The organism is Paenibacillus sp. 7523-1 (assembly GCF_002276415.1).
Taxonomy (GTDB): Bacteria; Bacillota; Bacilli; order Paenibacillales; family Paenibacillaceae; genus Paenibacillus; species Paenibacillus illinoisensis_A.
In genome coordinates this window covers 219,136-242,731 of sequence record NZ_NPBR01000009.1, presented here as the reverse complement: position 1 = coordinate 242,731, position 23,596 = coordinate 219,136, and the positions used below count along the sequence as shown (strand labels likewise).

Genomic DNA, 23,596 nt, shown 5'->3' with positions numbered 1-23,596 from the left:
CCAGGATGCGTGGCGTGAAGTTGTAGCAGCTGCTGTAAAACAAGGTATTCCGGTACCTGGCTTCTCCAGCGCGCTTTCCTACTACGACAGCTACCGTACAGAGCGTTTGCCTGCAAACCTGCTGCAAGCACAGCGTGACTACTTCGGAGCCCACACCTTCAAACGTGTGGATAAAGAGGGAAGCTTCCACCACAACTGGATGGAATAATATATATTTGTTCATTCGAAGCTTCTACAGCTTTAATATGAGGTTGGGGTGCTCTCCCTGTTCGTTTGGGACACCCTTTCTTGAAGAATGGCCTGGAGTTCCGGTATGCCGGATGCTTCGGGTCATTTTTTTATATAAGTCTGTTTTCCAACAGACCGAATGTGTGGCCTTCCCCCGTTAGCAGGGCTGTGTTATGATAGGACAAAAGCGCTCATGAAATGCTTGAGATAAAGGAGTGTACACCCTTGAGCAAGTCTAACAATATTATTCTCATAGGCATGATGGGAACCGGCAAATCAACGGTAGCTGACCTGCTCGCCCGTGAGCTGGGTTACAAGCTGATCGATGTGGACACCGCGGTGGAGAAAGAGGAAGGCTGTACGATCCCGGAATTGTTCACAAGCAAAGGTGAGTCGTATTTCCGTGATGCCGAGAGCCGCATGTTATGTTCGGTCCTGGAAAAGAAGTCGCAGGTGATCGCAACCGGAGGCGGTGTGGTACTGCGTTCTGACAATTGTGATGTAATGTCGAAGAACGGTTGGATTGTTGCGCTGACTGCTGATCCCGCAGCAATTGTACAGCGCGTAAGCGGCGATGATAAACGTCCCCTTCTGGCAGGCAACGCAGAGGAGCGCATTCATACCATTATGAAGGAACGGAAGGACGCATATAAATTTGCACATTACACAGTGGATACAACCGAGTTATCCGCAGCTGAAGTGTCTCGTCTTATTTTAGCGCATTACCGCGTCTAAGCTTGTGTTCGCTGCATTTTGATGTCTATTATGACCTCAAGTAGTGGGGGAGTTACAACTGTGAAGCAGATGATAAGGGGCAATGATTTGGTGGGAAAATAACAAAACGGGCCAGGATGGCCCGTTTAAAACTGAATGTAACGGAGCGGAATCCAAAAGCTACAGGGTGAACTGCCTTGTTGCAATTCTTGATAACGCTGTGTTGGGTTCCTGCTCCAGATCATTTAGTCTTCCTGCTGCCATTGCAGCATGCCGCCAACCATGTTGGTGCAGCCTGCATAACCAAGCTGCTGCAAGTACTCGGCGGCACGCTCGCTGCGGTAGCCGCTGCGGCAGATCAGAATGATCTCGCCGGACTTTTCGATTTCGGACAATCTGTCCGGAATTTGTCCCAGCGGGATGTGCTTGGCTCCTTCAATCATGCCTTGCGCGACTTCCTCGTCCTCACGAACGTCTATCATCTGAAGCTTCTCTCCTGCCTGCAGGCGGCGACGCAGCTCGGATGTTTCTATTTCAGCTATTTGAGTCATCATTCAGGTCCTCTTTTCTGTATGGACTTAACGCCTATTATGATACCCAAGCTATGTGGGGAATGTCAATTTGGCAAGAGGACTTCGTTTTATTTGTAACAAATATATATAGCAGATTAATCTGCTCAATGAAGGAGAATTTCATCTATGGACGTAATTGTTAAACCAACCCCTACCCTGAATGGGGAAATTGGAGCCCTTTCTTCCAAAAACTACACTACCCGCTATCTGCTCGCAGCAGCACTGGCAGAAGGTACAAGCACAATTCATTATCCGGCCCACAGCGAAGACAGTGATGCGATGCGTAGATGTATCCGTGATCTTGGAGCCGTACTAGAAGAAGATGACAGCAAAATCGTCATTCAAGGCTTTGGCAGCCATCCTCGTGATGTGCGCGAGTTAAATGTGGGCAACGCAGGTGCAGTGCTTCGCTTCCTGATGGGCGTAACCGCACTCTGTCCTGAAGTTACCTTTGTGAATACCTACCCGGACTCACTCGGTAAACGTCCGCATGACGACCTGATTGATGCTCTTGGCCAGCTCGGTGTAGAAGTGCAGCATGAACAAGGACGACTGCCGATCACAATCAAAGGCGGTAATGCCAAGGGCGGACATATCCGTGTGTCCGGATCAGTGAGTTCCCAATATCTGAGCGCATTGCTTTTTGTTACTCCGCTTCTTGCAGAAGACAGCACCATTGAAGTGTTGAATGACCTTAAGTCCAAAGTGGTAATCGGTCAAACACTTGAAGTGCTTGAACAGGCAGGAATCATTATTCATGCGAGCGACGATTACATGTCTTTCCGAGTACCTGGTGGTCAGGCGTATCAACCGCAGACGTATACCGTTCAAGGAGACTATCCTGGTTCGGCTGCAGTTCTGGCTGCAGCGGCGGTTACTCAATCGGATGTGAAAATTCTGCGCCTGATGGAACAGAGCAAACAGGGAGAGCGTGCGATTGTCGACGTTCTGCGCATGATGGAAGTGCCGCTGACACATGAGAATGATGTGGTACATGTACAAGGTAACGGAAAATTGAAAGCCGTAGAATTTGACGGAGATGCAGCGACCGACGCTGTTTTGGCGATGGTAGCTGCTGCTGTATTTGCGGAAGGGACCTCACGGTTTTATAATGTAGAGAATCTGCGCTACAAGGAATGTGACCGAATTACGGATTACCTGAACGAGCTGCGCAAGGCTGGGGCTAACGTGGAAGAGCGTCAGGCCGAGATTATCGTTCACGGACGTCCGGAGGGCGTCGAAGGCGGCGTAGAGATTAATGCTCACTTCGATCATCGCGTTATCATGGCATTGACCGTGGTTGGCCTTCGTTCCAAGGAGCCGCTTCGTATTCGGGATGCACACCACGTAGCCAAGTCCTATCCACAATATTTCGATCATTTGCAGGCGCTTGGCGCCTCGGTTCAATGGGTAAAAGAGTAAAATAACACGTTTAAGAGGTTGTTCAAAAAGTCCGCTTTTGATTACGAAGGATGCCTAGCGGCATCATCAGCATCGAATATGGAATTCAGCCGAAATGTCCGTTGCTCACGTAGTTTTCCCTACGCTCCGCTACTCGATTTCTAGCTTCATCCCATCTTCTCGGTACTGAAAACTGGTCTTTTTGAACACGCACTTTAAGCAGAAAAGGATGGTGCTTGAACATGGAATTTAACAACCCAACTCGCGAAGAAATTGGGCAACTTTTACGCAAGGCAGGCAACATCGCAGTCGTCGGCTTATCGGACAAATCGGATCGGACATCCTACATGGTTGCAGAAGCCATGCAGAGCAGAGGATATCGGATCATTCCGGTTAATCCACAAGCACAGGGAGAGATCCTTGGTGAGAAAGTATATGCAACCCTCGCGGATATTCCCGAGCCCGTGGATATTGTGAACGTGTTCCGTCGCAGCGAATATACACCGGAAGTAGCTCGTGAAGCCGCAGCCATCAAAGCAAACGTCTTGTGGCTCCAGCTTGGCATTCACAATGATGAGGCTGTACAGATTGCGGCTGAGAACGGAATGACAGCCGTAACGAATCGCTGTATCAAGGTAGAGGACTCCATCGTTCTGCGCGGTGCCGGACGCGGTTAAGCGAATATGGAATAGACTGGATCCCGTTAACTTCAAGTTAACGGGATTTTTCTGTGTTTAAAGCTGCGGATGCTCCTTCGCTTTGACCTGCTTTCTTGCCTTCAGATCGTAGCTGTGGTAGTCATTTGGTCGCAAGTCATAAGAGTTTACGGCAAATTTCCAGCAGCTTACCGTTTTGCTTTGACAAAACGTTTCGTAAAGCTTACCATCTAGGATAGAAAGGAGAGGTCGCCATGAATTGGCTCGGATCCTTGCAGCAGCTCGGACGAGCGGTAATGCTGCCTACAATGGTCCTGCCCGCAGCCGCAATTTTGCTGAGTGTTGGCAGTTTACCCTGGGACGCCTGGGGATTGAAAGTTGTTGGTGAAGTGTCTACCGTGGCCGGACACGGTATTTTTTATTTTTTGCCGTATTTGTTTGCTGTCGGTGTAGCATTGGGACTCTCCAACCAGGCCGGACAAGCGGGACTTGCCGCTTTGGCCGGTATCGTTATATATGATCAGGTGACTCGCCATTTCGGGGATGGAACCATACAGCCAGCTTCTTTAGTTGGAATTATTCTCGGCGCTCTCGCCGGGGTGACACATAATCGGTTCAAAAGCATCAAGCTGCCTGAGATATTGCAGTTTTTTGGCGGGTCCAGGTTTGTTTTGCTGATCGTTGGGCTGTGCTCGGCGCTGTTTTCCTGTTTCATGCTGTGGCTCGCCCCCATATTACAGCATGGACTGAATGCGATCGCCGCTTGGGAATACAGTCTCGGCGGTTTTGGTTTGTTCATTTACGGAGTGCTATATAGAGTATTGGTGGCATTTGGACTGCATCACTTGCTTAACAATGTGTTCTGGTTTCAGCTGGGGACGTATGAAACGCCAGACGGTAACATTGTGCAGGGGGATCTGCCACGCTTTTTTGCAGGCGATCCAACCGCCGGTTACTTTATGGCAGGCTTGTTTCCCATCATGATGTTTGCCATACCTGCCATTGCCTTTGCGATTATTCAGGAGGCAAGGGAAGATCTGAAACCGAAGATCAAAAAGACATTTCTCACTTCTGCGCTGGTTTGTTTTTTGACAGGTGTATCCGAGCAGATTGAATTTGCCTTTTTGTTTGCAGCACCTTATCTGTTTATCGTACATGCCGTCATGTCCGGACTTGCGATGTGGATTGGTTATTGGCTAGATATCAGGCACGGCTTCTCTTATTCCGCCGGCATTATCGATTACATACTCAACTTCCATCTATCAGAGAATGCTTGGAAACTCATACCGATTGGCATACTATATGGGCTGGTTTATTACTTCCTGTTCCGCTGGGCCATTCGTACGTTTAAGATTCCAACGCCAGGACGGGAAGAAGGCTCCATGCTGGAGGATTGGGTAGGGAATATTCCTTACCAGGCACCATTGATCCTGGAAGCATTGGGCGGTAAGGAAAACATCGTTCAGGTAGAGGCATGTATTACACGGCTTCGGCTGACGGTGCACAACGACCGTCTCATCGATACGGGAGCCATGAAGAGTATGGGGTCTGCGGGGCTGATCAAGCTCGGTGGTGGTAACGTCCAGGTCGTGTTTGGCACGTATTCCGAGTTGATTCGCGAAGAGATCGCCAAGCTCCTTGAGCGGGATTTGCCGCAAGTCCTGTTCTGTGCACCGGTCCAAGGCAAAATGCTGCCGATCGAAGAGGTGCCTGACCAGATCTTTGCCGCGAAGCTGGTTGGGGATGGGGTGGCTTTTGTTCCGGAAAAGGGAGAGCTGGTATCACCAGTCTACGGAACGATTATGCACCTGTATCCGACGATGCACGCTTTGGGCATATCCACTCGGGAAGGACTTGAGGTCCTGCTTCATATCGGTATCGATACCTCGCAGCTGAAGGGGCATTTTGAAGCCTTCGTTCAGGAAGGAGATACCGTCGAGCCCGGGCAGTTGTTGATCAAGTTTGATCTGGCTGTACTGCGGGCGGAAGCAGCGTCGCTGACTACACCGATGGTGATCACGAATCCGGATCGTGTTAAATCATGGAGTTTTGCTCCATTTAAGCAAGTCAAGAAAGGTCAGGCATCCGTCATGTCCGTGGTGCTCTATGACAGGAACGTTGGAGGGGTAGAATGAAGATACAAGGCATCAATGGAGCTGCAGGCGTAGCCATCGGCAAAGCATTTGTCCTGCCCAGTTGGGAATGGGATCTGCCGGACCAGAAGATGGACTCGGTGGATCTCGCCCAGGAGTTCGAACGGCTGTACGAGGGAATACGGACATCGAAGGATGAGATCGAATTTATCAAGAATGAGTTCAAGGAAGTCGTTGGTCCGGAGGAGTCCAGCATCTTTGATGCACATCTGGCCATTCTGGAAGATCCGGTATTCATGAACGAGATTCGCGGCATTATTGAACGGCAGTACAAAGCGGCGGAAGTGGCGGTAAAAGAAGCCATTGACCACTTTGTTACCATGTTCGATTTGCTGGATGATGAATATATGAAGGAACGGGCGATCGACATCAAGGATGTCGGCAACCGCTTGTTGAAGCATCTGCTGGGAGCCCCGGAGATTACGCTCCCTTCGGATACTCAACCTTATATACTTGTAGCCAAGGAATTGTCTCCATCGCAGCTGGCCCATCTGAATCCCAGTCACGTACTGGGCATTGTGACCCTGATCGGTGGCAAGACATCGCATTCGGCAATTATGGCCCGTGCGCTTGGCATCCCCCTCGTTTCCGGTTTGGAAGCGAGTGTTGGCATGCCAGTGGACACTGGGGATATGTTAGTGGTGGATGGTGATAACGGCTTGGTATTTACGGAACCGGATCGCAAGACAATTGAACGGTACACCATGATTCGCAGCAAACAGCTGAAGAAAAAGGAACAGCTCCAGGTACTCGCTACAGTGGATGCGATCACGAAGGACGGTGCAGTGCTGCATCTGGCATCGAACATCAGCTCCGTGAAGGAGCTGGATCTGGCTCTTAAGCACGGGGCAAAAGGTGTAGGCCTGTTCCGCACGGAATTTCTGTACATGGACCGTGCTACCTTCCCAGGCGAGCAGGAACAGTATGAAGTGTATCGTTTGGTAGCGGAGAAGACGGCAGGTCAATCCGTGGTCATTCGTACACTGGATATTGGTGGAGACAAACAGCTCGATTATTTCGAACTGCCTGAAGAGGATAATCCATTTTTGGGTTATCGGGCCATCCGGATCAGCCTGGATCGCAAGGATCTGTTTAAGACACAGCTCACAGCAATTCTGCGGGCCAGTGCGGCAGGGAACGTCAAAATTATGTATCCCATGATCTCCTCTGTGGAAGAACTTAGACAGGCCAATGAGGTTCTGCGTGAAGCGATGGCCGATCTGGATGAGCGTCAAATTGCTTATGATCCTCATATTAAAGTCGGAATCATGATCGAAGTGCCTGCGGCAGTTATGATTGCTGACCTGCTGGCCGAGGAAGCGGATTTCTTCAGCATCGGGACAAACGATCTGGTACAGTACGTGCTGGCTGTAGACCGTATGAATGAACAGATTGCTCACATGTACCATCCATATCATCCGGCAGTTCTGCGAATGCTGCGTGCAACGGTCGATGCTGCTCGCACCGCTGGAATTGAGGTTAGTGTGTGCGGGGAGATGGCAGGTGACGAACGTTCCATTCCGCTTTGGCTGGAGCTGGGCATTCGTAATCTTAGCATGTCACCGCAATCTTTGCTGCGGGTGAAGCACAGGGTGTTGAACACAACAGCCGTGGACGCCAAAGAAGCGGCGCGTGACTGCTTTGCCCTGAGAACCAGTGCAGACATTGAGCAGCGTTTGCAGAAATATAATGATTCAACAGGAAATCCTGATGAACAAAGCGGGTCCAATGCTTCTTGAATCCATTGTGCATGTAAAATACCTTTAAATTAATATATTCATTTTTATACCATTTGAGTTAATATGATACAAAAAGAGCCCTCGCCATGAGCGAAGGGCTTTTTTGTATTCCTGATTTACTTTTTAGCAAGTGCATCACAGAATGCTTTGCCATAGGGAGGAAGATCAGGCGGACGACGAGCCGAAATGATATGTCCATCGACAACAACGGCTTCATCCTTCCAGATTGCTCCGGCATTTTCCATGTCGTCCCGAATGCCTGGTGTGGAAGTTACGGTAACCCCATCCAGAATTTTGGCAGAGATCAGCACCCAGCCAGCGTGACAGATCTGCCCAATCGGCTTGCGATCTGCATGCATGTCTTTCACCAGTTCAAGGACTTTCGGATAACGGCGGAGCTTGTCAGGCGCCCAGCCGCCCGGCACGAGAATGCCATCATATTGTGAACTGTCCAGTTCATCGAAGCTGTATTCCGCTTCAGCGGGAACACCGTATTTTCCGATGTAGACTTTACCTTTTTTCTCTCCGGCCAAATGTACCTCGGCACCTTCTTCACGCACACGATGTACGGGGTACCACAACTCCAGATCCTCAAATTCTTCATCGACCAGTGCGATGACTTTTTTTCCTGTTAGTCTCACAACCATCTCTCCTTTTGCCGTGGTTAGGATGTCGCAACTTATATTGTAACAGATTCTGTATGACACTTCATGATTGTGCATTTTCCCTGTTTAGATAACGGTTACATCTATATGAAAGCTTATTTTCGACAACCTGCATTTGGGGGCAGTGGTAATTTGTACAACCTACGGTTTGCGGCAGGATTTAAGCGGAAAAAGGTCGAATGGTAACGTATACGAGTATAGAACGAATGAGGTGATGAATGTGCGCAAAACGTGCAAATGCGGACATGTAATGGAATTGGAATTGAGAACGGTAGTTTATGCGAAGAAAGTGGAGATTCGGAATGTGCCTGTTTTTGCATGCACGGATTGTGTTTCATACGAAGTATTACAGCCGGTCAAGCCGGATTTGAAAGAATGTATCAGCAAGCTGGGTGAACAACCCGTGAAACAGGATGTATCCTTTGGCAAGCAAAATGAACTTGCCGATCTATTTCACGAACAACTGCTGGCCTGGCCAGATGCAAGTGATCGCGAGATGGAACATCACATGCAGCAAGCCGTGAACGAACGCATTAACCTGCTGCTCGATATTATGGGATATGCTCAGAAGTCGGGCGATGAAGAATGGATGGAAACTACGGAGCGCAGGTTGAGCCAATTGTCCGGTTTTGTATGGCAGGCACATTTCTCGAATGCTGTCTAATTTTGACGTGCTAAATGCTTGTTTTCATGAAAATTGGCTTTTTCATGCGCTTTTTGTTAAGATATCCTAGAGTGAAAACGCTCAACATAGCGGTATTCCTGAAAAAGGGGGATGTATATCAAATGGCTGACATGACTAAAATGACAAGTATTGAACAGCTAAACTCCGCAGTGGAGGCTTCTGAAGACCAACCCTTGCTTCTGTTTAAGCACAGCACACGCTGCCCGATCAGCGCGAATGCTTATCAGGAGATGAACAATTATTTGCAAAATAATCCTAATGAAAATGTAAACTATGGCATCATTTACGTCGTGGAAGATCGGCCTGTGTCTAATGAAGCAGCCGACAAGCTGGGAGTTAAGCACGAATCTCCGCAGGCGATTCTGGTCAAAAAAGGAATCCATGTATGGCATACTTCCCATTCGGATATTACTTCGTCCACACTCACGAATGCTCTAAGTGAGTCCTAAAGCCTATTTTAATTGATTAATGCAAAAATTTGTCGTAATATAAATCTTAATGAAAATGGTATGAAAATTTACTGGTAATGGAGAGAAGTACTGTGACGGTAACCATTTATGATGTGGCACGTGAAGCTGGTGTGTCCATGGCAACGGTATCGCGGGTGGTAAATAACAACCCGAATGTTAAGCCACAAACGCGCAAAAAAGTATATGAAGCCATCGAGCGGTTGGGATATCGTCCGAATGCGGTAGCCAGAGGTTTGGCCAGCAAGAAGACAACCACGGTCGGGGTCGTTATTCCGGACATTTCAAACTCGACTTTCGCAGAGATTGCCCGCGGGATCGAGGATATTGCGAATATGTATCACTACAACATTATTTTGTGTAATGCTGACAAGAAAAAGGAAAAAGAAATCCGTGTCATCAACACTCTGCTGGAGAAACAGGTAGATGGCCTGCTCTTCATGGGTGGAACAGTAACGGATGAACATATTCAGGCGTTTCAGTCTGCGGCAGTACCAATCGTGCTCTGTGCAACGAGTGACGAGAAGGGAACATATCCTTCCGTGGATATCGACCACGAAGCTGCAGCTTTTGATGCGGTGAACACATTGATTCGTCATGGGCATAAGGAAATTGCGATGATCAGTGGTACGCTGCAAGATCCTGCGAACGGGTATGCCCGTTTCCAAGGGTACAAAAAAGCACTTGAAGCGGCGGGAATGGAATATCAGGAGGATCTGGTACGGATCGGTAACTATCGTTACGAGTCCGGTGTGGAAGCAATGAAATATTTCCTCGGACTGAAGAAGAGACCATCCGCTATCTTTGCTGCAACAGACGAAATGGCCATTGGTGCCATTCACTCCATTCAGGATGAAGGTTTGAAGGTACCAGATGACTTCTCTATCATTAGTGTGGATAACATTCGTATGGCTTCCATGGTTCGTCCTCAATTGACAACGGTGGCACAGCCGATGTATGACCTTGGCGCAGTAGCCATGCGTTTGCTCACCAAGTTGATGAAGAAGGAAAATGTGGAGAACCCACGGGTTATTTTGCCGCATGAAACGATTCTTCGTCTGTCAGTAAGCCACGCTGGCTAAGCAAAAGCAATTCGAAAAGGGAGAAGGAATTCTCTCTACATAATGGATATACGGAAGCTCCGGAGACGGAGCTTTTGTGCTTCATGAGGATGAATCAGTGCAAACCGGACAGGTCCGGAAGCAAAAGGGGGTAGCGAGATTGAAGGAAACGATTGGGATCATTGGAGCTATGGATGAAGAAGTAGAACTTCTGCTGGCTGGCATGAAACAGCTGGAGACGGTGAAGCAAACCGGCATTACGTATGTGGCGGGTGAATGGCTGGGCAAACAGATCGTGGTGTGTAAATCGGGTGTCGGCAAAGTGAACGCGGCGGTGACCACGCAAATTTTGATCGATCGTTTCCAAGTAGACCGGATTATATTTACGGGTGTTGCGGGCGCAGTGAACCCGGAACTGAACATTGGAGATATCGTAATCTCCTCCGTATGCATTCAGCATGACATGGACGTAACTCCTCTCGGTTTCGAACGGGGAGTGATCCCGTATCAGGAAACCTCCGCATTCCCCGCGGAACCTGCTTTGATTGCATTAGCAGAGGAAGCGTGTAAGGCACAGGGAGCCAAGTATCTGATTGGTAAGGTATTGTCCGGAGATCAGTTTATTGCGAGCAAGGAGACCGTGAACATGCTGTATACCGAAATGGATGGAGCATGTGCGGAGATGGAGGGAGCTGCCGTCGCTCAGGTTAGCTTCATGAATCGCGTTCCTTTTGTTGTGCTGCGCGGCATGTCTGATAAAGCGGACGGGTCGGCTCATGTGAATTTTGCTGAATTTACCGTGCAATCTTCACAACGTTCTCACCGCATTGTTGAACATATGCTTGAAAATATGTAATTTGGAATCTCTTTCAGAAGCTGCCATACAAGTATGAGTCTATAAACTAAAACCGCCTTTCGTGGGCAGTTCCATTTTGTCATCTGGAGCTGCCTAGAGAGGCGGTTTTTTTACATGTATATCTCAATAAATGTATTAATACATGAAGCGATGACGAAACCGTACACGGTCGAATTGTTCCTCGGAGGACATCGGTACTTCACTGCCGATGCGCACCATGAGACAGTTGGCCGGATGAGAGCAAATCTCGGGATCGTCCGTGGCGTACCACGTCATGTCCACAGTCTGCATCAGTCGCTCCATCATTTTGCGATAATCCCAGACGGAAAGGCCGCTGCCCTTCAGATCCCAATGCCAGTAATATTCCGTGGTGAAAACAATATATCTTTCCATCTGTCCATTTTCAAATGCGGTGAGCAGCATCTCGCGTCCGACCCCGAGTGAACGGTATTCGTCAGCCACTTCGATAGCTCCAAGCTCAATGAGATCCATCATGTTACCTTCAGACCAGCGTTCACAATCATCCGCATAGTGAAATGTAACATATCCGATAATCGTCTCATTTTCACGTGCAATGATGATTCTTCCTTCAGGCAATGCTGCAATCTCGGCCAGCGCTTCCTGCTGCTCAGAAGGACGACGAAAGGCATCCAGATCGGGATGGAACGCAAGTTTGGTGATTGCCTCGGGAGGCACAGGGCCTTCTACCGTGACTCGGTGGCCGGACTTGAAGATGGAACGCATATGATACGCCTTGATATGCTCCATGGTTCATGCTCCTCTCTCCCCCTACTTATAGCAAAAAATCAAAAAATTGAAAACCCATAGACGATGATTGTGTAGATTTGCTATAATTGCGTAGACAAAAAACGTTCACAATTCAAGCAGATTTGAGTTCATTGGTTTGGCCAGACAGGTACATGATGAGAATTTCTCTCTATTAATGTAAGCGCTAACTGGAAGTTCAGTCAACACAAAGGCAATGAGAAGTAACCCATTATGGGAAATCGAAATGTCGAGTTGAAGGAGGCTGGCAAGCATGAGTCAAGCACATGGTGAGATGCTGCAAACGGTTGTGTCTGAATCTAACCTGGGCGATTACACAGAGGCCCGAAGCCGGTTTGATTGGGAATCGGTGGAGAGGCACTTTACGTGGCACGCCAGCGGAAAAGTCAACATGGCGCATGAAGCGATTGATCGTCATGTACTGGAAGGAAGAGGCGGGAGAACGGCGCTGTTATACAGTGATGCTTCGCGTGAAGAAGCGTATACTTTTGCTGATTTGAGCGAGCAATCGAACCGTTTTGGGAATGTTCTGCGCAAATATGGCATTGTCCGGGGAGACCGGGTGTTTATTTTTATGCCGAGAAGTCCTGAGTTGTATTTCAGCCTGCTGGGTGTGTTAAAAGCAGGAGCCATAGCCGGACCCCTGTTTGAGGCGTTTATGGAGACGGCAGTTAAAGACCGGCTGGAAGACAGTGGGGCCGTAGCCCTCGTCACGACGCCAGAACTATTGGGACGCATTAAACGTGCGGAACTGCCGGAACTGAAGCATATTTTTGTTGTGGGTGGAGGTACCCAGACCGAAGAGGGTCTAATCGACTTTGATGCAGAGATGTCTGCAGCCTCGGATGATATGGAAGTGGAATGGCTGAATCGTGAGGACGGTTTACTTATTCACTATACATCGGGCTCAACAGGTAAGCCTAAGGGTGTCTATCACGTCCAAAATGCCATGATTCAGCATTACTATACCGGCAAGGTCGTTCTTGATTTACGTGAGAATGACGTGTACTGGTGTACGGCTGACCCAGGATGGGTAACAGGTACATCATACGGGATCTTTGCTCCATGGCTGAATGGAGTGACCAATGTCATTCGTGGGGGCCGGTTCAGCCCGCAGGATTGGTACAGCACCATTGAGAAAAATAAAGTCAGCGTCTGGTACAGTGCCCCGACCGCGTTCCGTATGCTAATGGGTGCAGGGGACGAGACTATTGCACAACATGATCTCAGCAGCTTGCGCCATGTAATGTCGGTTGGAGAACCGCTCAATCCGGAAGTGGTGCGTTGGGGATGGAAAGCCTATGGTCAGCGGATACATGATACCTGGTGGATGACAGAGACCGGAGCACAGCTGATTTGTAACTATCCAGAGATGCCGATTAAGCCTGGTTCAATGGGGCGGCCACTACCAGGTATTGAAGCAGCTATTATCGATGACCGGGGACAGGAACTCCCTCCATATAGCATGGGGAACCTCGCCATACGTACACCTTGGCCATCCATGATGGCGAAAATTTGGAACAACCCGGCCAAATATGATGAATATTTCAGGCTGTCTGGCTGGTATGTATCCGGGGATTCAGCGTATATGGACGAAGAAGGGTATTTCTGGTTCCAGGGCCGGATCGATGATGTAATCAATTCTTCCGGAGAACGTATTGGTCCGTTTGAAGTGGAGAGCAAGCTCGTAGAGCATCCTGCGGTTGCAGAGGCCGGAGTCATCGGTAAGCCGGATGTCACGCGCGGGGAGATTATCAAGGCGTTTGTGGCGCTGCGTGAGGGCTATGAGGCGACTCCTGAGTTGAAGGAAGAGATCTATCGATTTGTAAAAGAGGGCTTGTCTGCTCATGCAGCTCCGCGAGAGATCGAGTTTAAGGATAAACTGCCCAAGACTCGTTCCGGTAAAATCATGCGACGTGTGCTGAAGGCTTGGGAGCTCGATTTGCCGACAGGTGACCTGTCCACTATTGAAGATTAATAACCGATGAAGATTAATTACTGAAAACGTGGTGCTTGCATTTTAAAGAACAAGCCTGATTTGCGTAAGATGCAGATCAGGCTTTTTATTATATGAAAAAAAGCCCCCATCCTCTAATAATGAGGGTGGGGGCTTAAAAAAACGTGCGTTATGGCATCCTTACGGTTGATATGGGACCGCAACAGAGGGCTCGGATTCTCCTACGCTGTTGATGGCAGATACTTTGAACCATCCGCTAGCAGAGGCAGGTACACCGTAATCCATTGAGGTACCCGAAGTTGTGCCAATCTTGGTGTAAGGGGCAGAGCCCGTTTCACTGTAATAGACAGCATAGCTCTGTACACCATCGCTCTCCGGATTGGAGGCCCATTGAATGCGCAATCCTTGGGTGAGAGCTGCTACGCTAACCTGTCCAGGGGTACCTGGAACGGTAGTTGCAGCGTCAGTGTTTTCATTTTCTTCCGGCTCAACGATGGTTCCAGGAACATTGATCGGTTCTTTTACTTCCTCATCCGGGAGTGGATCTGACACTCCTGCACTGCTAACCGTAGCACTAGGAGCTGACTCTTTGCCGGCTACATCGACAGCAGTGACATAGAAAGTGAAATTCCCGCCCTGTGCGTATGCTGTAAATGATCTGGATTCACCTGTCAGGACAACTTGGCCCTGGTTCTGGAAGCCGGCACCATTTACGGAGCGATACAACCGATATCCGACAACGTCATTTTCAGGCGTTGCGTTAAAAGTAATTACAGCTTTGCCATTAGCAACAGATATTCTCACATTCCCTGGTGCATCTGGTGCCTTGCCATTGTCCGATCTCGGGTCGACTTGTGTTGGCATGTCTGCATCCGCATCTTCTGGCAGGTAATAGGCAAGGGATTCGTGACGGCTCATCCGTGAGAATGCATTTTGCAATTCCTTGATCAGATCGGAGATCGGTTTCTTCCGTTTAATAACCGTCTTCTCCTTCAGCATGTCGCCAGGTGTTTCATCACGAGGGATGTAGTTTACACCATTGTAGGTAATGTATTTTGCTTTAGCGACACCATCATCACTATCTTTGGGAATAAATTTGCTGTTGAAAATATCGGTTACAAATTTGTCAGTCAGTGATGTTGGCAATTTGCCGCTATAAGCAGATACCGTACGTGTTTCAATGCCCGATGGTTTCTTGAATGAATCCGTCACAAACAGTTCCTTGTCGGTAGCAACGACTTCATTCATAATCTGAGACCAGAGCTGCTGGGCACGTTTACGCTGAGATTTGGTTTCAAGGGTGTTCACAGGCTGTTTGTATCCAACCCACACACCAAGCGTGACATCAGGTGTATAGCCTTCAAACCAGACATCCGCATAGTTTTGCGTTGAACCGGTTTTTCCTACGACAGGTGCACTTTTTGTATACTTATACGTTTCGCGTACCTTATCCGCAGTACCTTCGGTTATTACGGTTCTTAACATATCGGTCATGAGGTACGCCGTCTGTTCGGAAAATGCTTGAACAGGTTCGGATTCATGCTTATAAACGATATTTCCTTTGGAGTCTACAATTTTGCTAATCATGTAGGAGTCGTTATATACCCCATTGTTCGCAATTGCTCCGTAAGCATTCGTGAGTTCTTCTACGGTTACACCGTATTGGAGTCCCCCGAGAACACCCGTCTGAGCCTGATAGTCTTGCTGCTGAATGGTCGTTATGCCAAGCTTCTTGGAGAATGCCCAGGCTTTTTCGATCCCGACGTCTTCATTGAAGAGTTTCAGCGCAGGAACGTTCAGGGAATAGTTCAGCGCTCTACGAGCGGTTACAAGTCCCTGATAACGATTGTTCGCATTCTTCGGAATATGGAAGCCGTTTGAGCCTCCATCCTTAAGAATGATCGGTGAATCATCAATGATGGACGCTGGTTGAACCAGTCCTTCTTCCAGAGCAGGTAGGTAGGCGGCAATAGGCTTCATCGTTGAACCTGGCTGACGCACCATCTGGGTTGCGTAGTTCATCTGTTCATCCTGGAAGCTCCGGCCTTCAATCATGCCCAGAATAGCCCCGGTTTTGTGATCAATCATGATGGCTGCAGTCTGTTCTTTTCCTTTTTTGGGATCGTCCGCAGCAAAATTACTGTCATTCTCGGCGATGGTACGCATGGTTTTGTAAACACTTTTGTTAATCGTTGTGTATATGCGATACCCACCTGTACGCAATTGCTGCTGAGCTTCTTCGAGCAGAGCACTGCTTTCCTTTTGTGTCCCATCCTCGGTAGAATCTGAACCCTCGGAAGTTCCTTCAGCTGCTGTGTCAGCATTCATTTGTTTCATCAAAATTTGTGCTGCCTGGCGTTCGGTTTCCATCATAAGATATGGATAAGTGTTGTAAGCCTTGACGGTCTTCGGTGCCAGTGAACTCTTAATATCAAATGCAAGAGCTTCGTCATACTCGGTTTGATTGATTTTGCCAAGTTCAAGCATACGGCGTAATACCAGATGCTGGCGGTTGATTGCACGCTCAAAATTATCCTCTACAAAGTCGCCTTTTCCGTTAAAGGCTGAGTAAGAAGAGGGGAGCTGAGGCAATCCGGCAAGATAGGCTGCCTGAGCCGTGTTTATTTTCTCCAGATCATTAATGTTGAACAATCCTTTGGCAGCTGCCTTGATCCCATACACATTATATCCACTGGAGCCGTTACCAAAAGGAACTTTATTCAGATATGCAGTCATGATCTCGTTCTTGGTCAGGAATCGTTCAAGTCGCAAGGACAGCAGTATCTCCTTGACTTTGCGGTCTTCGGTACGATCGAGATTCAAGAACACACGCCGTGCCAATTGCTGAGTCAGCGTACTTCCGCCCGTTTGCACAGACTCTTTCAGCACCTTCTGCTTCACGGCTCGGAGCGTTCCGCTCATATCTACACCTTTATGTTCGTAAAAATGATTGTCTTCAATCGATATGACAGCATCAATAACTTTCTGTGGTATCTGGTCAAAGGTGACCGGACGCCTGTCTTCTTCCGTACGTAATTGACCGATCGGGCTACCGTCGGCAAAGTAAGCAAAGCCTGTGATGGAGTTTTCGCTGACTTTTTGTTCAATCAGGGCCCTGGAGCGGACGGGCTCGTCTTTTACAATGGAACTGACGTATCCCATCAGAGCACCGCCTACAAATAGTGCCCCCATAAAACCCAGGACAACCATCCATTTGACGACACTGCCCAGTCTGCGGGCGAAGCTGCGCTTGCGGGCAGGCTGTTCATCGGGCTTTTTCTTATTAACATCAACCATTCAGTGTCTTCCTCCTTTTAACAGCACTTATTATAGCATAAAAAGGCGGGTTTGCATGCCTGAGAAATACAAGCAATGGTCGAAAATTGCCATTATTTTGGTCTATGTTATTTATTATGTCTGGTTAAGTACCATATCATGAGTATACAAGAAGGTGTTCGGTATAAAGTGGAGGTGCTTTCCGGCAGTCTGATTTATTATATTGGTCTAATTGTAAAGTTTACTTTACAATTTTAGAAATAGGATGTATGCTTTGTGTAAAGCAAGCTTTACAAATTAGAGTGAGGTAATGATACTGGTGAAAAATAAAATTGAGATCTACCGTCGTGAGCTTAACATGACGCAACAGGATTTGGCTGAGAAAGTTAAAGTATCACGTCAGACCATTATTTCGTTGGAGAAAGGGCGATACAATCCGTCGATCTTGCTGGCTCATCATATTGCCCGGGTATTTCAAAAAAATATTGAACAAGTTTTTATTTTTGAGGAAGAGGGGAATGGACAGTGAGGAAATGGACTCTAGTTTCTATTGCTATGTGTATCATCGGCTTGCTTGTTTTTTCAATTGCTCTTTATCAGAAGTATGCGTTGAATAATCCTGATTTGTCGTTCGCTATGCCGTTGGGATTTGGTTTACTGGGGTGTTCCATTCTAAACTTCATCATGTTGACAACGGACAAAAAAGGGGCTAGTCAGGCTAGGCACTCCGAAAGTGACGAAAGAGTAATTTCACATTGTAAATCTTCATTTTCACTCGGATTTATAGTCATGATATTAGTGATAATCACAATTCTGGTAATATATCAGTTCGGAATCAGAATAGAGGTGTTTGAATCAGCAATCATTATTATGATGAGTGGTATTTTTTCATCTCTGACCTACTTTGTCTATAAGCTCTTAAAGTATTAAGATCATCACATATCTGGTGAATTAGTTAACTCTGAGTTTGTCTGTGTTTAAATTGGTATCTTATTGGTATTACTAAATGTTTTAGGCAGAAAAACATTAAAAAACAGCTGCCGAGAAAATCTCGACAGCTGTTTGGGTTGAAGCTTTAAAGTCAATCAACGATTAACGGTTGTAGAACTCGACAATTTGTTTTTCGTCGATATCTTGGGACAACTCGGAACGCTCAGGCAGACGGATGTATTTACCTTCTACAGCAGCGTCGTTGAATTCAAGGTATGCTGGAAGATGCGAACGGTTTTCCAAAGCTTCCTTAACGGAAGAAAGACCGCGGCTTCTTTCACGCAGGCCGATTACATCGCCAGTGCTTACTTGGTAAGAAGCGATATCGACTTTTTTACCGTTTACTGTTACGTGACCGTGGGATACCAACTGACGTGCTCCTGCACGGGAGTTAGCAAAACCAAGACGGTAAACGAGGTTGTCAAGGCGGCACTCAAGCAAGAACATGAAGTTTTCACCCGCGATACCTTGCATTTTTTGCGCTCTAGCAAACAGAGTGCGGAATTGTTTTTCGCCCAAACCGTACATGTGGCGAAGTTTTTGTTTTTCTTGCAACTGCATACCGTAGTTGCTCATTTTTCTGCGTTGGTTAGCTCCGTGCTGACCTGGAGGGAAAGGACGTTTCAATTCTTTGCCTGTTCCGCTCAGGGAAATGCCGAGGCGACGGCTCAATTTAAATTTAGGACCAGTGTAACGTGCCATGTTTATAGTAGCTCCTTTTTAGTTAAAGTTCATATAGGGCTCTGTTTGCGCTCCAATTTGTTGATGCGGGCAAGGCCACACATACGTCAATCAGGAAAGTTCAGCCGCTGTCCTGAAAGCAACAAAAAGAATGAGGGTGACACAACCGGTAATGCCCAAATTTAAAGACCCATTAGTAGTCTTCATCAACAATTTATATTACAGTTTAAAAGAGACAAAGTCAAGAGTAGGAGAAAGGCAAAAAAACGTCTAAATTTGTCGATAGGTCATTAGGCCCAAAAAAATGGGACAATTTTCTGAAATATGGATGCAAAAAAGCTATAAAGAGAGTAAAATAGAATGTATCTTAACTTTAAATGATCATGTACATTAAGGTTATCGTAAGGTTTTTGCAGGTTTGCGATAACGTCTGCAGATTAATGCATCCCTTTAGAGGTTGCAAAAACGGTGCAAAGGAGCGCCTGACATGTTAGAACATCTAGGAAGTTTACCAGCCAGCATGCATTCGCCAAGTTCGGGCGATTCCGCATCTTCTGCAGCTCAGCGTAATGAGCATGCGTTCTGGATGCAGCAAATGGATATCACACCTTTTGATTTCTCATATTTGAAAAACTTGCTGCAGCAAGCCTATACGGATTGGCTGACTCAGCATGATTCAAACTGGAGCGCATCATCTGCAATTTACAGCGTGTGGAATACAGAAGGTATTTGTGTAGCGACGACCGCCGATGAGTCTATGGACAGGCCTGTATCAGTTCAGACGGTAATGAATTGTCTTGAAACCGGAAGGGCACAATCATTGCGTGGTTCAGATGAGCACGGGGATTTCCTATACATTGCCGAGCCTCTGTTTTCCAGAATCAACAAGGATATGTTCGCTGTGTTTACAGCTTTCATTTACGAGCCTCATCGTTATGAAACGTCTGAAGAGATTGTTCGATCTGAGGCAGCGCATTATCGTACTTGCTTTTACCGAAGATTTGAATACATATTTTTGGCAGATCTGCTAAAAGCTCATGAGCAAACGGCGCGTGAAGAGCATCGGAGGTCCATTCTTTTTCAGATCGTGCAGCGGATGCATGACAAAATGGACGTGGATGCCATATTGGACGAGGTATTTGACAGTATCGATTATTTGTATCCGACCACACACATGAATCTGTACATGTCCCAAGATCGCAACAGTTCCAATCCGAGAATCAGACCTTTGCTTGTCCATGAACATGGGGAAGATATTTGTCTCCGTTCATTTAAAGATGGACAAACGATAGTCATTCGCTCCGATCAGGGGGAAAATCATATTGTGGAGGTTGGACTTCCGCTCAAGGGAAAGCAGGGTATCTATGGTGTGTTTCACATCGAGATGAATGACGAGCTCATGGAAGAGCCCGACTTGCAGCTTATCACCATGATGGCGGATATGGCAGGAACTGCTTTTGAGAATGCCAAATTACATGAGCAATCGAACATGTTGATTCAGGAACTTCGTCTAATCAATGATTTGACACAACGTCTAAATAGAAGTCTGCAGTTGAAAGAGATTTATAAAATGGCCGAGTTGGAGTTAAAGGACATTTTTCAAGCTGAATCCTGTTGTATTCTTCAATTGAATGACACCACGAATCGTTTCGAAGTGATGTCATCCAGTATTGGAGAAATGCGTCAAAAATCCTTTTCACTGGATTACGGTATCGCGGGTTTGCTGTACCAGACAGAAGAACCGCTTATTTTATCCAATTACGCACAGGATAACAAAGTGTCCTCCGTATTTATGGAGATTACTAATTCCATGTCACTGATGGCTTCACCGATTCGAGTGAACGGTCAAGTGAAGGGGACCATTTTGCTGGGACATCCCAAACAGCAATATTTCTCATACGATAATTATCGTCTTCTGCAGATGCTGTCCATACACGTAGGCCTGGCTCTATCCAATGCGACGCTGCATGCGGAGGTTCGCCGTTTGGCCAACCTTGATATGTTAACTGGATTGTACGTCAGACATTATCTCGATAGTGTCATTCACGAAAAGCAGGCCAATGAATTCTGTGGTTCATTAATTGTGGTTGATATCGATCAGTTCAAACAGGTGAACGACACATTTGGCCATCAAACCGGGGACCAGGTGTTGAAACAGGTTAGTGATATCGTTAAATCTTCCGTTCGTTCCGATGATATCTGTGCCCGGTGGGGTGGCGAGGAGCTGGCCATTTACGTGCCGCAGCTGGGGATCCACCAGGCACTCGAGTATGCAGAGGTCATACGCAGCCGAGTGGCGGAGGAGACCAGGCCACCTGTGTCCGTATCTAGTGGTATAGCCGAGTGGAACTGGATGGATGACAAGGTCAGTGTGGAATCATTATTTTACCGGGCAGATATGGCGCTCTACGAGGCGAAACATAACGGTCGCAACCGGATTGTGCTGGAAAAACAGGAAGTGACGCGCTAAGAGAGAACAATTCCATGGATTGGAGTTGTTCTCTCTTTTTTCTTTTACAGCAAAGTTTGCGTTGATGTGAAGTATAAGGGTATACAGGAGGGGCAGGCTATGGAGAACCTTGGACGGAAGGATGGATTTTATATGATTACAAGGCAGGGTATGCGTACATTAATGCTGCTTTTGAGTGTTATTATCCTTTCTGCACCGGGCTGTGGGCTGATACATCGTGAACGCACTCCAGAAGAGGTGTTCTCCATGGCCTTATCCGGAATTGCAGGTAAGGAGAAGCTGGACTTTGTAGGGGAAGCAGGGTTAAGACGAGAGAGCAGCGGACTTTTTGAAAATCAGTTCAAATTTGAAGGAAAGCTGGAAAATCATGATCAGCTAACGCTGCAGACACGACTCCCTGGAGCTGTCACTGCAGCAGGTTCAAGTAAGGTAAACGGAATGGATGCCGCTTCTGCAAATCTGACTACCCAACCAAGCGGATTCAGCGCCTCTTTTCAGCGAAAAAAGGGACAATGGGAGGCATTGACCGCAGAGCATGAACCACTCCGTGGATCACTGTCCCGGTACAACCCCATCGCCCAACTGGAGAATATTGACCGGATGAACAAAACGATAAAATCCGAATACGGTTCTGGTCGAAGAACAAGGATCCTGCGGATTGAACTGGCACCTGAAGATGCCAAAGCCTGGGCCACAACCCAATTGAACGACGAGATGAACGCGATTAGGGCAGAATATATGCACCGGGCGAGTAATATCAAAGGCACGAGCAAGGCGAAGCTTGAGAAGGAATTGAGCCAGGTTTGGCAGCAGGGTGAAGCTAGTATGGAGCAAATGATGAAACAAGCTAAAGTACAAACGGTATATCATCTGACTGTGGATCGGAAGACCAGTTTGCCGCTGCGGCTCTCTTCGGAAAGTCAGGTGACGTACCAGGATGCAAGCAACAAAAGCAATAAAGAAGCTCTGGTCATGGATGTTAATTTTAAAACATATGATTAGACGTGGGTTCTGCCTGCTGACGGGATTGCAGTAGCGTGCTACAATAGTATCGTAATTTACCGTTGTTCAATTTTTTGAATGGCAGATGACAGGAGGATTTACGAGATGAAGGACCCACGAATTCAGAAACTTGCAGCTAACCTGGTTGGCTACTCTGTAGATGTACAGCCTGGCGAGAATGTGCTGGTTGAGATGATTGGATCGGAACGTGATCTGATCAACGCTATTATTGAAGAAGTAGGTAAAAAAGGCGGCAATGTTTTTGTACAGCTGACCGACAAGACGGTTCAACGTGCGATGTTGAAAAATGCTACAGAAGAGATGATGAAAACCTGGGCAGAGATTGACCTGAACCGCATGAAACAAATGGATTGCTACATTGGTATCCGTGCAGGCGAAAATGTGAACGACCTGTCCGACGTGCCGGAAGAAAAAATGAAAATGTATAACTCCCTGTATTCCCATCCGGTACATAGCGAGCAGCGGGTTAAACATACGAAATGGGTTGTACTTCGTTACCCGAATGCCAGCATGGCGCAGCTTGCGAATACCAGCACGGAAGCATTCGAAGATTTCTATTTCGATGTGTGCAACCTGGATTATGCCAAAATGGACAAAGCGCAGGATTCCCTGGCTAACCTGATGAACCGTACGGACAAAGTTCGTATTACAGGACCAGGAACGGATCTGAGCTTCTCCATTAAAGATATCGGTGCAGTGAAGTGCTCCGGTCAAAAAAATATTCCTGATGGCGAAGTTTACAGTGCACCTGTGCGTGATTCTGTAAACGGAACAATCAGTTATAATGCAGCAACCCTGTACAACGGGGTAACGTTTGAAAACATCAAGTTCACCTTCAAGGATGGCAAGATTGTTGAAGCGACAAGCAACGATACAGAACGCCTGAATGAGATTCTGAATTCCGATGACGGTGCACGTCATATTGGTGAATTTGCAATTGGCTTCAATCCGCATATTCTGCATCCAATGAAGGATATTCTGTTTGATGAGAAAATTGCAGGCAGTCTGCACTTTACTCCTGGGCAGGCATACGAAGAAACGGACAACGGAAATCGTTCCTCCATTCACTGGGATCTTGTGCTGATTCAGCGCCCAGACTACGGCGGCGGCGAAATTTACTTTGACGATGTGCTGATTCGCAAAGACGGCATCTTTGTGATTCCAGAGCTGGAATGCCTGAATCCAGACCAATTGAAGTAACCGCGGGATTTTGCTG

The 23,596-nt window shown here is 47.4% G+C and carries 19 protein-coding genes and 1 pseudogene; 15 read left to right on the top strand and 5 right to left on the bottom strand.

Features of this window, described 5'->3' with window-relative positions; translation table 11 throughout:
• Both CHH60_RS12040 and CHH60_RS12035 read left to right on the top strand, forming a co-directional pair.
• Nucleotides 1-208: pseudogene (locus CHH60_RS12040) on the top strand (NADP-dependent phosphogluconate dehydrogenase); the annotation flags it as partial.
• Between the two features lie 245 nt (nt 209-453).
• Complete coding sequence (locus CHH60_RS12035) at nt 454-963, top strand: shikimate kinase (RefSeq protein ID WP_246058220.1); 510 nt, start codon at nt 454-456, stop codon at nt 961-963.
• 224 nt (nt 964-1,187) lie between these two features.
• Here the strand turns inward: CHH60_RS12035 and CHH60_RS12030 are convergent, their stop codons facing one another.
• Entirely contained in the window at nt 1,188-1,493 is a 306-nt protein-coding gene (locus CHH60_RS12030) for a rhodanese-like domain-containing protein (RefSeq protein ID WP_095290189.1), read from the bottom strand.
• Between the two features lie 147 nt (nt 1,494-1,640).
• Between CHH60_RS12030 and aroA the strand changes: the two genes are divergently transcribed.
• The 4 genes from aroA (at nt 1,641) to ptsP (ending at nt 7,463) form a co-directional block, all read left to right on the top strand.
• The gene (gene aroA / locus CHH60_RS12025; RefSeq protein WP_095359385.1) at nt 1,641-2,936 is read left to right on the top strand and encodes a 3-phosphoshikimate 1-carboxyvinyltransferase; all 1,296 of its coding nucleotides are present in this window, start codon (nt 1,641-1,643) and stop codon (nt 2,934-2,936) included.
• A gap of 221 nt (nt 2,937-3,157) precedes the next feature.
• Complete coding sequence (locus tag CHH60_RS12020) at nt 3,158-3,592, top strand: CoA-binding protein (RefSeq protein WP_095290193.1); 435 nt, start codon at nt 3,158-3,160, stop codon at nt 3,590-3,592.
• Between the two features lie 233 nt (nt 3,593-3,825).
• Nucleotides 3,826-5,706, top strand: a complete 1,881-nt coding sequence (locus tag CHH60_RS12015) for a glucose PTS transporter subunit IIA (protein WP_095359384.1) — start codon at nt 3,826-3,828, stop codon at nt 5,704-5,706.
• Entirely contained in the window at nt 5,703-7,463 is a 1,761-nt protein-coding gene (gene ptsP / locus CHH60_RS12010) for a phosphoenolpyruvate--protein phosphotransferase (protein ID WP_095359383.1), read from the top strand. The genes CHH60_RS12015 and ptsP overlap by 4 nt, the downstream gene beginning before the upstream one ends.
• A 116-nt stretch (nt 7,464-7,579) precedes the next feature.
• On the opposite strand, the gene CHH60_RS12005 is transcribed toward ptsP, so the two are convergent.
• The gene (locus CHH60_RS12005; RefSeq protein ID WP_095359382.1) at nt 7,580-8,110 is read right to left on the bottom strand and encodes a type 1 glutamine amidotransferase domain-containing protein; all 531 of its coding nucleotides are present in this window, start codon (nt 8,108-8,110) and stop codon (nt 7,580-7,582) included.
• 268 nt (nt 8,111-8,378) lie between these two features.
• Between CHH60_RS12005 and CHH60_RS12000 the strand changes: the two genes are divergently transcribed.
• The 4 genes from CHH60_RS12000 to CHH60_RS11985 all read left to right on the top strand — a co-directional run bounded on the left by CHH60_RS12000 (nt 8,379) and on the right by CHH60_RS11985 (nt 11,197).
• Entirely contained in the window at nt 8,379-8,792 is a 414-nt protein-coding gene (locus tag CHH60_RS12000; RefSeq protein WP_141236949.1) for a hypothetical protein, read from the top strand.
• Nucleotides 8,793-8,914: 122 nt separating this feature from the next.
• Entirely contained in the window at nt 8,915-9,262 is a 348-nt protein-coding gene (gene ytxJ / locus CHH60_RS11995; protein ID WP_095359380.1) for a bacillithiol system redox-active protein YtxJ, read from the top strand.
• Nucleotides 9,263-9,354: 92 nt separating this feature from the next.
• On the top strand, nt 9,355-10,362 hold the full coding sequence (gene ccpA / locus CHH60_RS11990) for a catabolite control protein A (protein ID WP_095290204.1): 1,008 nt from the start codon (nt 9,355-9,357) through the stop codon (nt 10,360-10,362).
• Nucleotides 10,363-10,501: 139 nt separating this feature from the next.
• Nucleotides 10,502-11,197 (top strand): 5'-methylthioadenosine/adenosylhomocysteine nucleosidase, encoded by a 696-nt coding sequence (locus CHH60_RS11985; RefSeq protein ID WP_095359400.1) that lies wholly within the window; start codon nt 10,502-10,504, stop codon nt 11,195-11,197.
• Nucleotides 11,198-11,332: 135 nt separating this feature from the next.
• Here CHH60_RS11985 and CHH60_RS11980 read toward each other — a convergent pair whose 3' ends face one another.
• Nucleotides 11,333-11,965 (bottom strand): GNAT family N-acetyltransferase, encoded by a 633-nt coding sequence (locus CHH60_RS11980; RefSeq protein ID WP_095359379.1) that lies wholly within the window; start codon nt 11,963-11,965, stop codon nt 11,333-11,335.
• Between the two features lie 271 nt (nt 11,966-12,236).
• On the opposite strand from CHH60_RS11980, the gene acsA reads away from it, so the two are divergent.
• Nucleotides 12,237-13,961 carry an acetate--CoA ligase gene (gene acsA / locus CHH60_RS11975; RefSeq protein WP_095290209.1) on the top strand — a complete coding sequence of 575 codons (1,725 nt, stop codon included), beginning with the start codon at nt 12,237-12,239 and terminating at the stop codon, nt 13,959-13,961.
• A gap of 159 nt (nt 13,962-14,120) precedes the next feature.
• Here acsA and CHH60_RS11970 read toward each other — a convergent pair whose 3' ends face one another.
• A complete protein-coding gene (locus tag CHH60_RS11970; protein ID WP_095359378.1) occupies nt 14,121-17,237 on the bottom strand; it encodes a penicillin-binding protein 1A in 3,117 nt (1,038 codons plus the stop codon).
• A 289-nt stretch (nt 17,238-17,526) separates the two neighbouring features.
• Between CHH60_RS11970 and CHH60_RS11965 the strand changes: the two genes are divergently transcribed.
• Nucleotides 17,527-17,745: a helix-turn-helix transcriptional regulator gene (locus CHH60_RS11965; protein ID WP_221192608.1), complete on the top strand. Its 219-nt coding sequence runs from the start codon at nt 17,527-17,529 to the stop codon at nt 17,743-17,745.
• A gap of 563 nt (nt 17,746-18,308) precedes the next feature.
• On the opposite strand, the gene rpsD is transcribed toward CHH60_RS11965, so the two are convergent.
• A complete protein-coding gene (rpsD, locus tag CHH60_RS11955; protein WP_095290216.1) occupies nt 18,309-18,908 on the bottom strand; it encodes a 30S ribosomal protein S4 in 600 nt (199 codons plus the stop codon).
• A 466-nt stretch (nt 18,909-19,374) separates the two neighbouring features.
• Here rpsD and CHH60_RS11950 point away from each other — a divergent pair, with 466 nt between their 5' ends.
• The 3 genes from CHH60_RS11950 to CHH60_RS11940 all read left to right on the top strand — a co-directional run bounded on the left by CHH60_RS11950 (nt 19,375) and on the right by CHH60_RS11940 (nt 23,580).
• Entirely contained in the window at nt 19,375-21,357 is a 1,983-nt protein-coding gene (locus tag CHH60_RS11950; protein ID WP_095359376.1) for a sensor domain-containing diguanylate cyclase, read from the top strand.
• Between the two features lie 99 nt (nt 21,358-21,456).
• Nucleotides 21,457-22,359, top strand: a complete 903-nt coding sequence (locus CHH60_RS11945) for a hypothetical protein (protein WP_095359375.1) — start codon at nt 21,457-21,459, stop codon at nt 22,357-22,359.
• 105 nt (nt 22,360-22,464) lie between these two features.
• The gene (locus CHH60_RS11940; protein ID WP_095359374.1) at nt 22,465-23,580 is read left to right on the top strand and encodes an aminopeptidase; all 1,116 of its coding nucleotides are present in this window, start codon (nt 22,465-22,467) and stop codon (nt 23,578-23,580) included.
• The last annotated feature ends 16 nt before the right edge of the window (nt 23,581-23,596 follow it).

Bases quoted from the DNA above. Each gene is read 5' to 3' on its own strand.
- CHH60_RS12030 (WP_095290189.1), bottom strand. From the start codon at position 1,493: ATGACTCAAATAGCTGAAATAGAAACATCCGAGCTGCGTCGCCGCCTG.
- aroA (WP_095359385.1), top strand. From the start codon at position 1,641: ATGGACGTAATTGTTAAACCAACCCCTACCCTGAATGGGGAAATTGGA.
- CHH60_RS12020 (WP_095290193.1), top strand. From the start codon at position 3,158: ATGGAATTTAACAACCCAACTCGCGAAGAAATTGGGCAACTTTTACGC.
- CHH60_RS12015 (WP_095359384.1), top strand. From the start codon at position 3,826: ATGAATTGGCTCGGATCCTTGCAGCAGCTCGGACGAGCGGTAATGCTG.
- ptsP (WP_095359383.1), top strand. From the start codon at position 5,703: ATGAAGATACAAGGCATCAATGGAGCTGCAGGCGTAGCCATCGGCAAA.
- CHH60_RS12005 (WP_095359382.1), bottom strand. From the start codon at position 8,110: ATGGTTGTGAGACTAACAGGAAAAAAAGTCATCGCACTGGTCGATGAA.
- CHH60_RS12000 (WP_141236949.1), top strand. From the start codon at position 8,379: ATGGAATTGGAATTGAGAACGGTAGTTTATGCGAAGAAAGTGGAGATT.
- ytxJ (WP_095359380.1), top strand. From the start codon at position 8,915: ATGGCTGACATGACTAAAATGACAAGTATTGAACAGCTAAACTCCGCA.
- CHH60_RS11980 (WP_095359379.1), bottom strand. From the start codon at position 11,965: ATGGAGCATATCAAGGCGTATCATATGCGTTCCATCTTCAAGTCCGGC.
- acsA (WP_095290209.1), top strand. From the start codon at position 12,237: ATGAGTCAAGCACATGGTGAGATGCTGCAAACGGTTGTGTCTGAATCT.
- CHH60_RS11970 (WP_095359378.1), bottom strand. From the start codon at position 17,237: ATGGTTGATGTTAATAAGAAAAAGCCCGATGAACAGCCTGCCCGCAAG.
- CHH60_RS11965 (WP_221192608.1), top strand. From the start codon at position 17,527: ATGATACTGGTGAAAAATAAAATTGAGATCTACCGTCGTGAGCTTAAC.
- rpsD (WP_095290216.1), bottom strand. From the start codon at position 18,908: ATGGCACGTTACACTGGTCCTAAATTTAAATTGAGCCGTCGCCTCGGC.
- CHH60_RS11950 (WP_095359376.1), top strand. From the start codon at position 19,375: ATGTTAGAACATCTAGGAAGTTTACCAGCCAGCATGCATTCGCCAAGT.
- CHH60_RS11945 (WP_095359375.1), top strand. From the start codon at position 21,457: ATGGAGAACCTTGGACGGAAGGATGGATTTTATATGATTACAAGGCAG.
- CHH60_RS11940 (WP_095359374.1), top strand. From the start codon at position 22,465: ATGAAGGACCCACGAATTCAGAAACTTGCAGCTAACCTGGTTGGCTAC.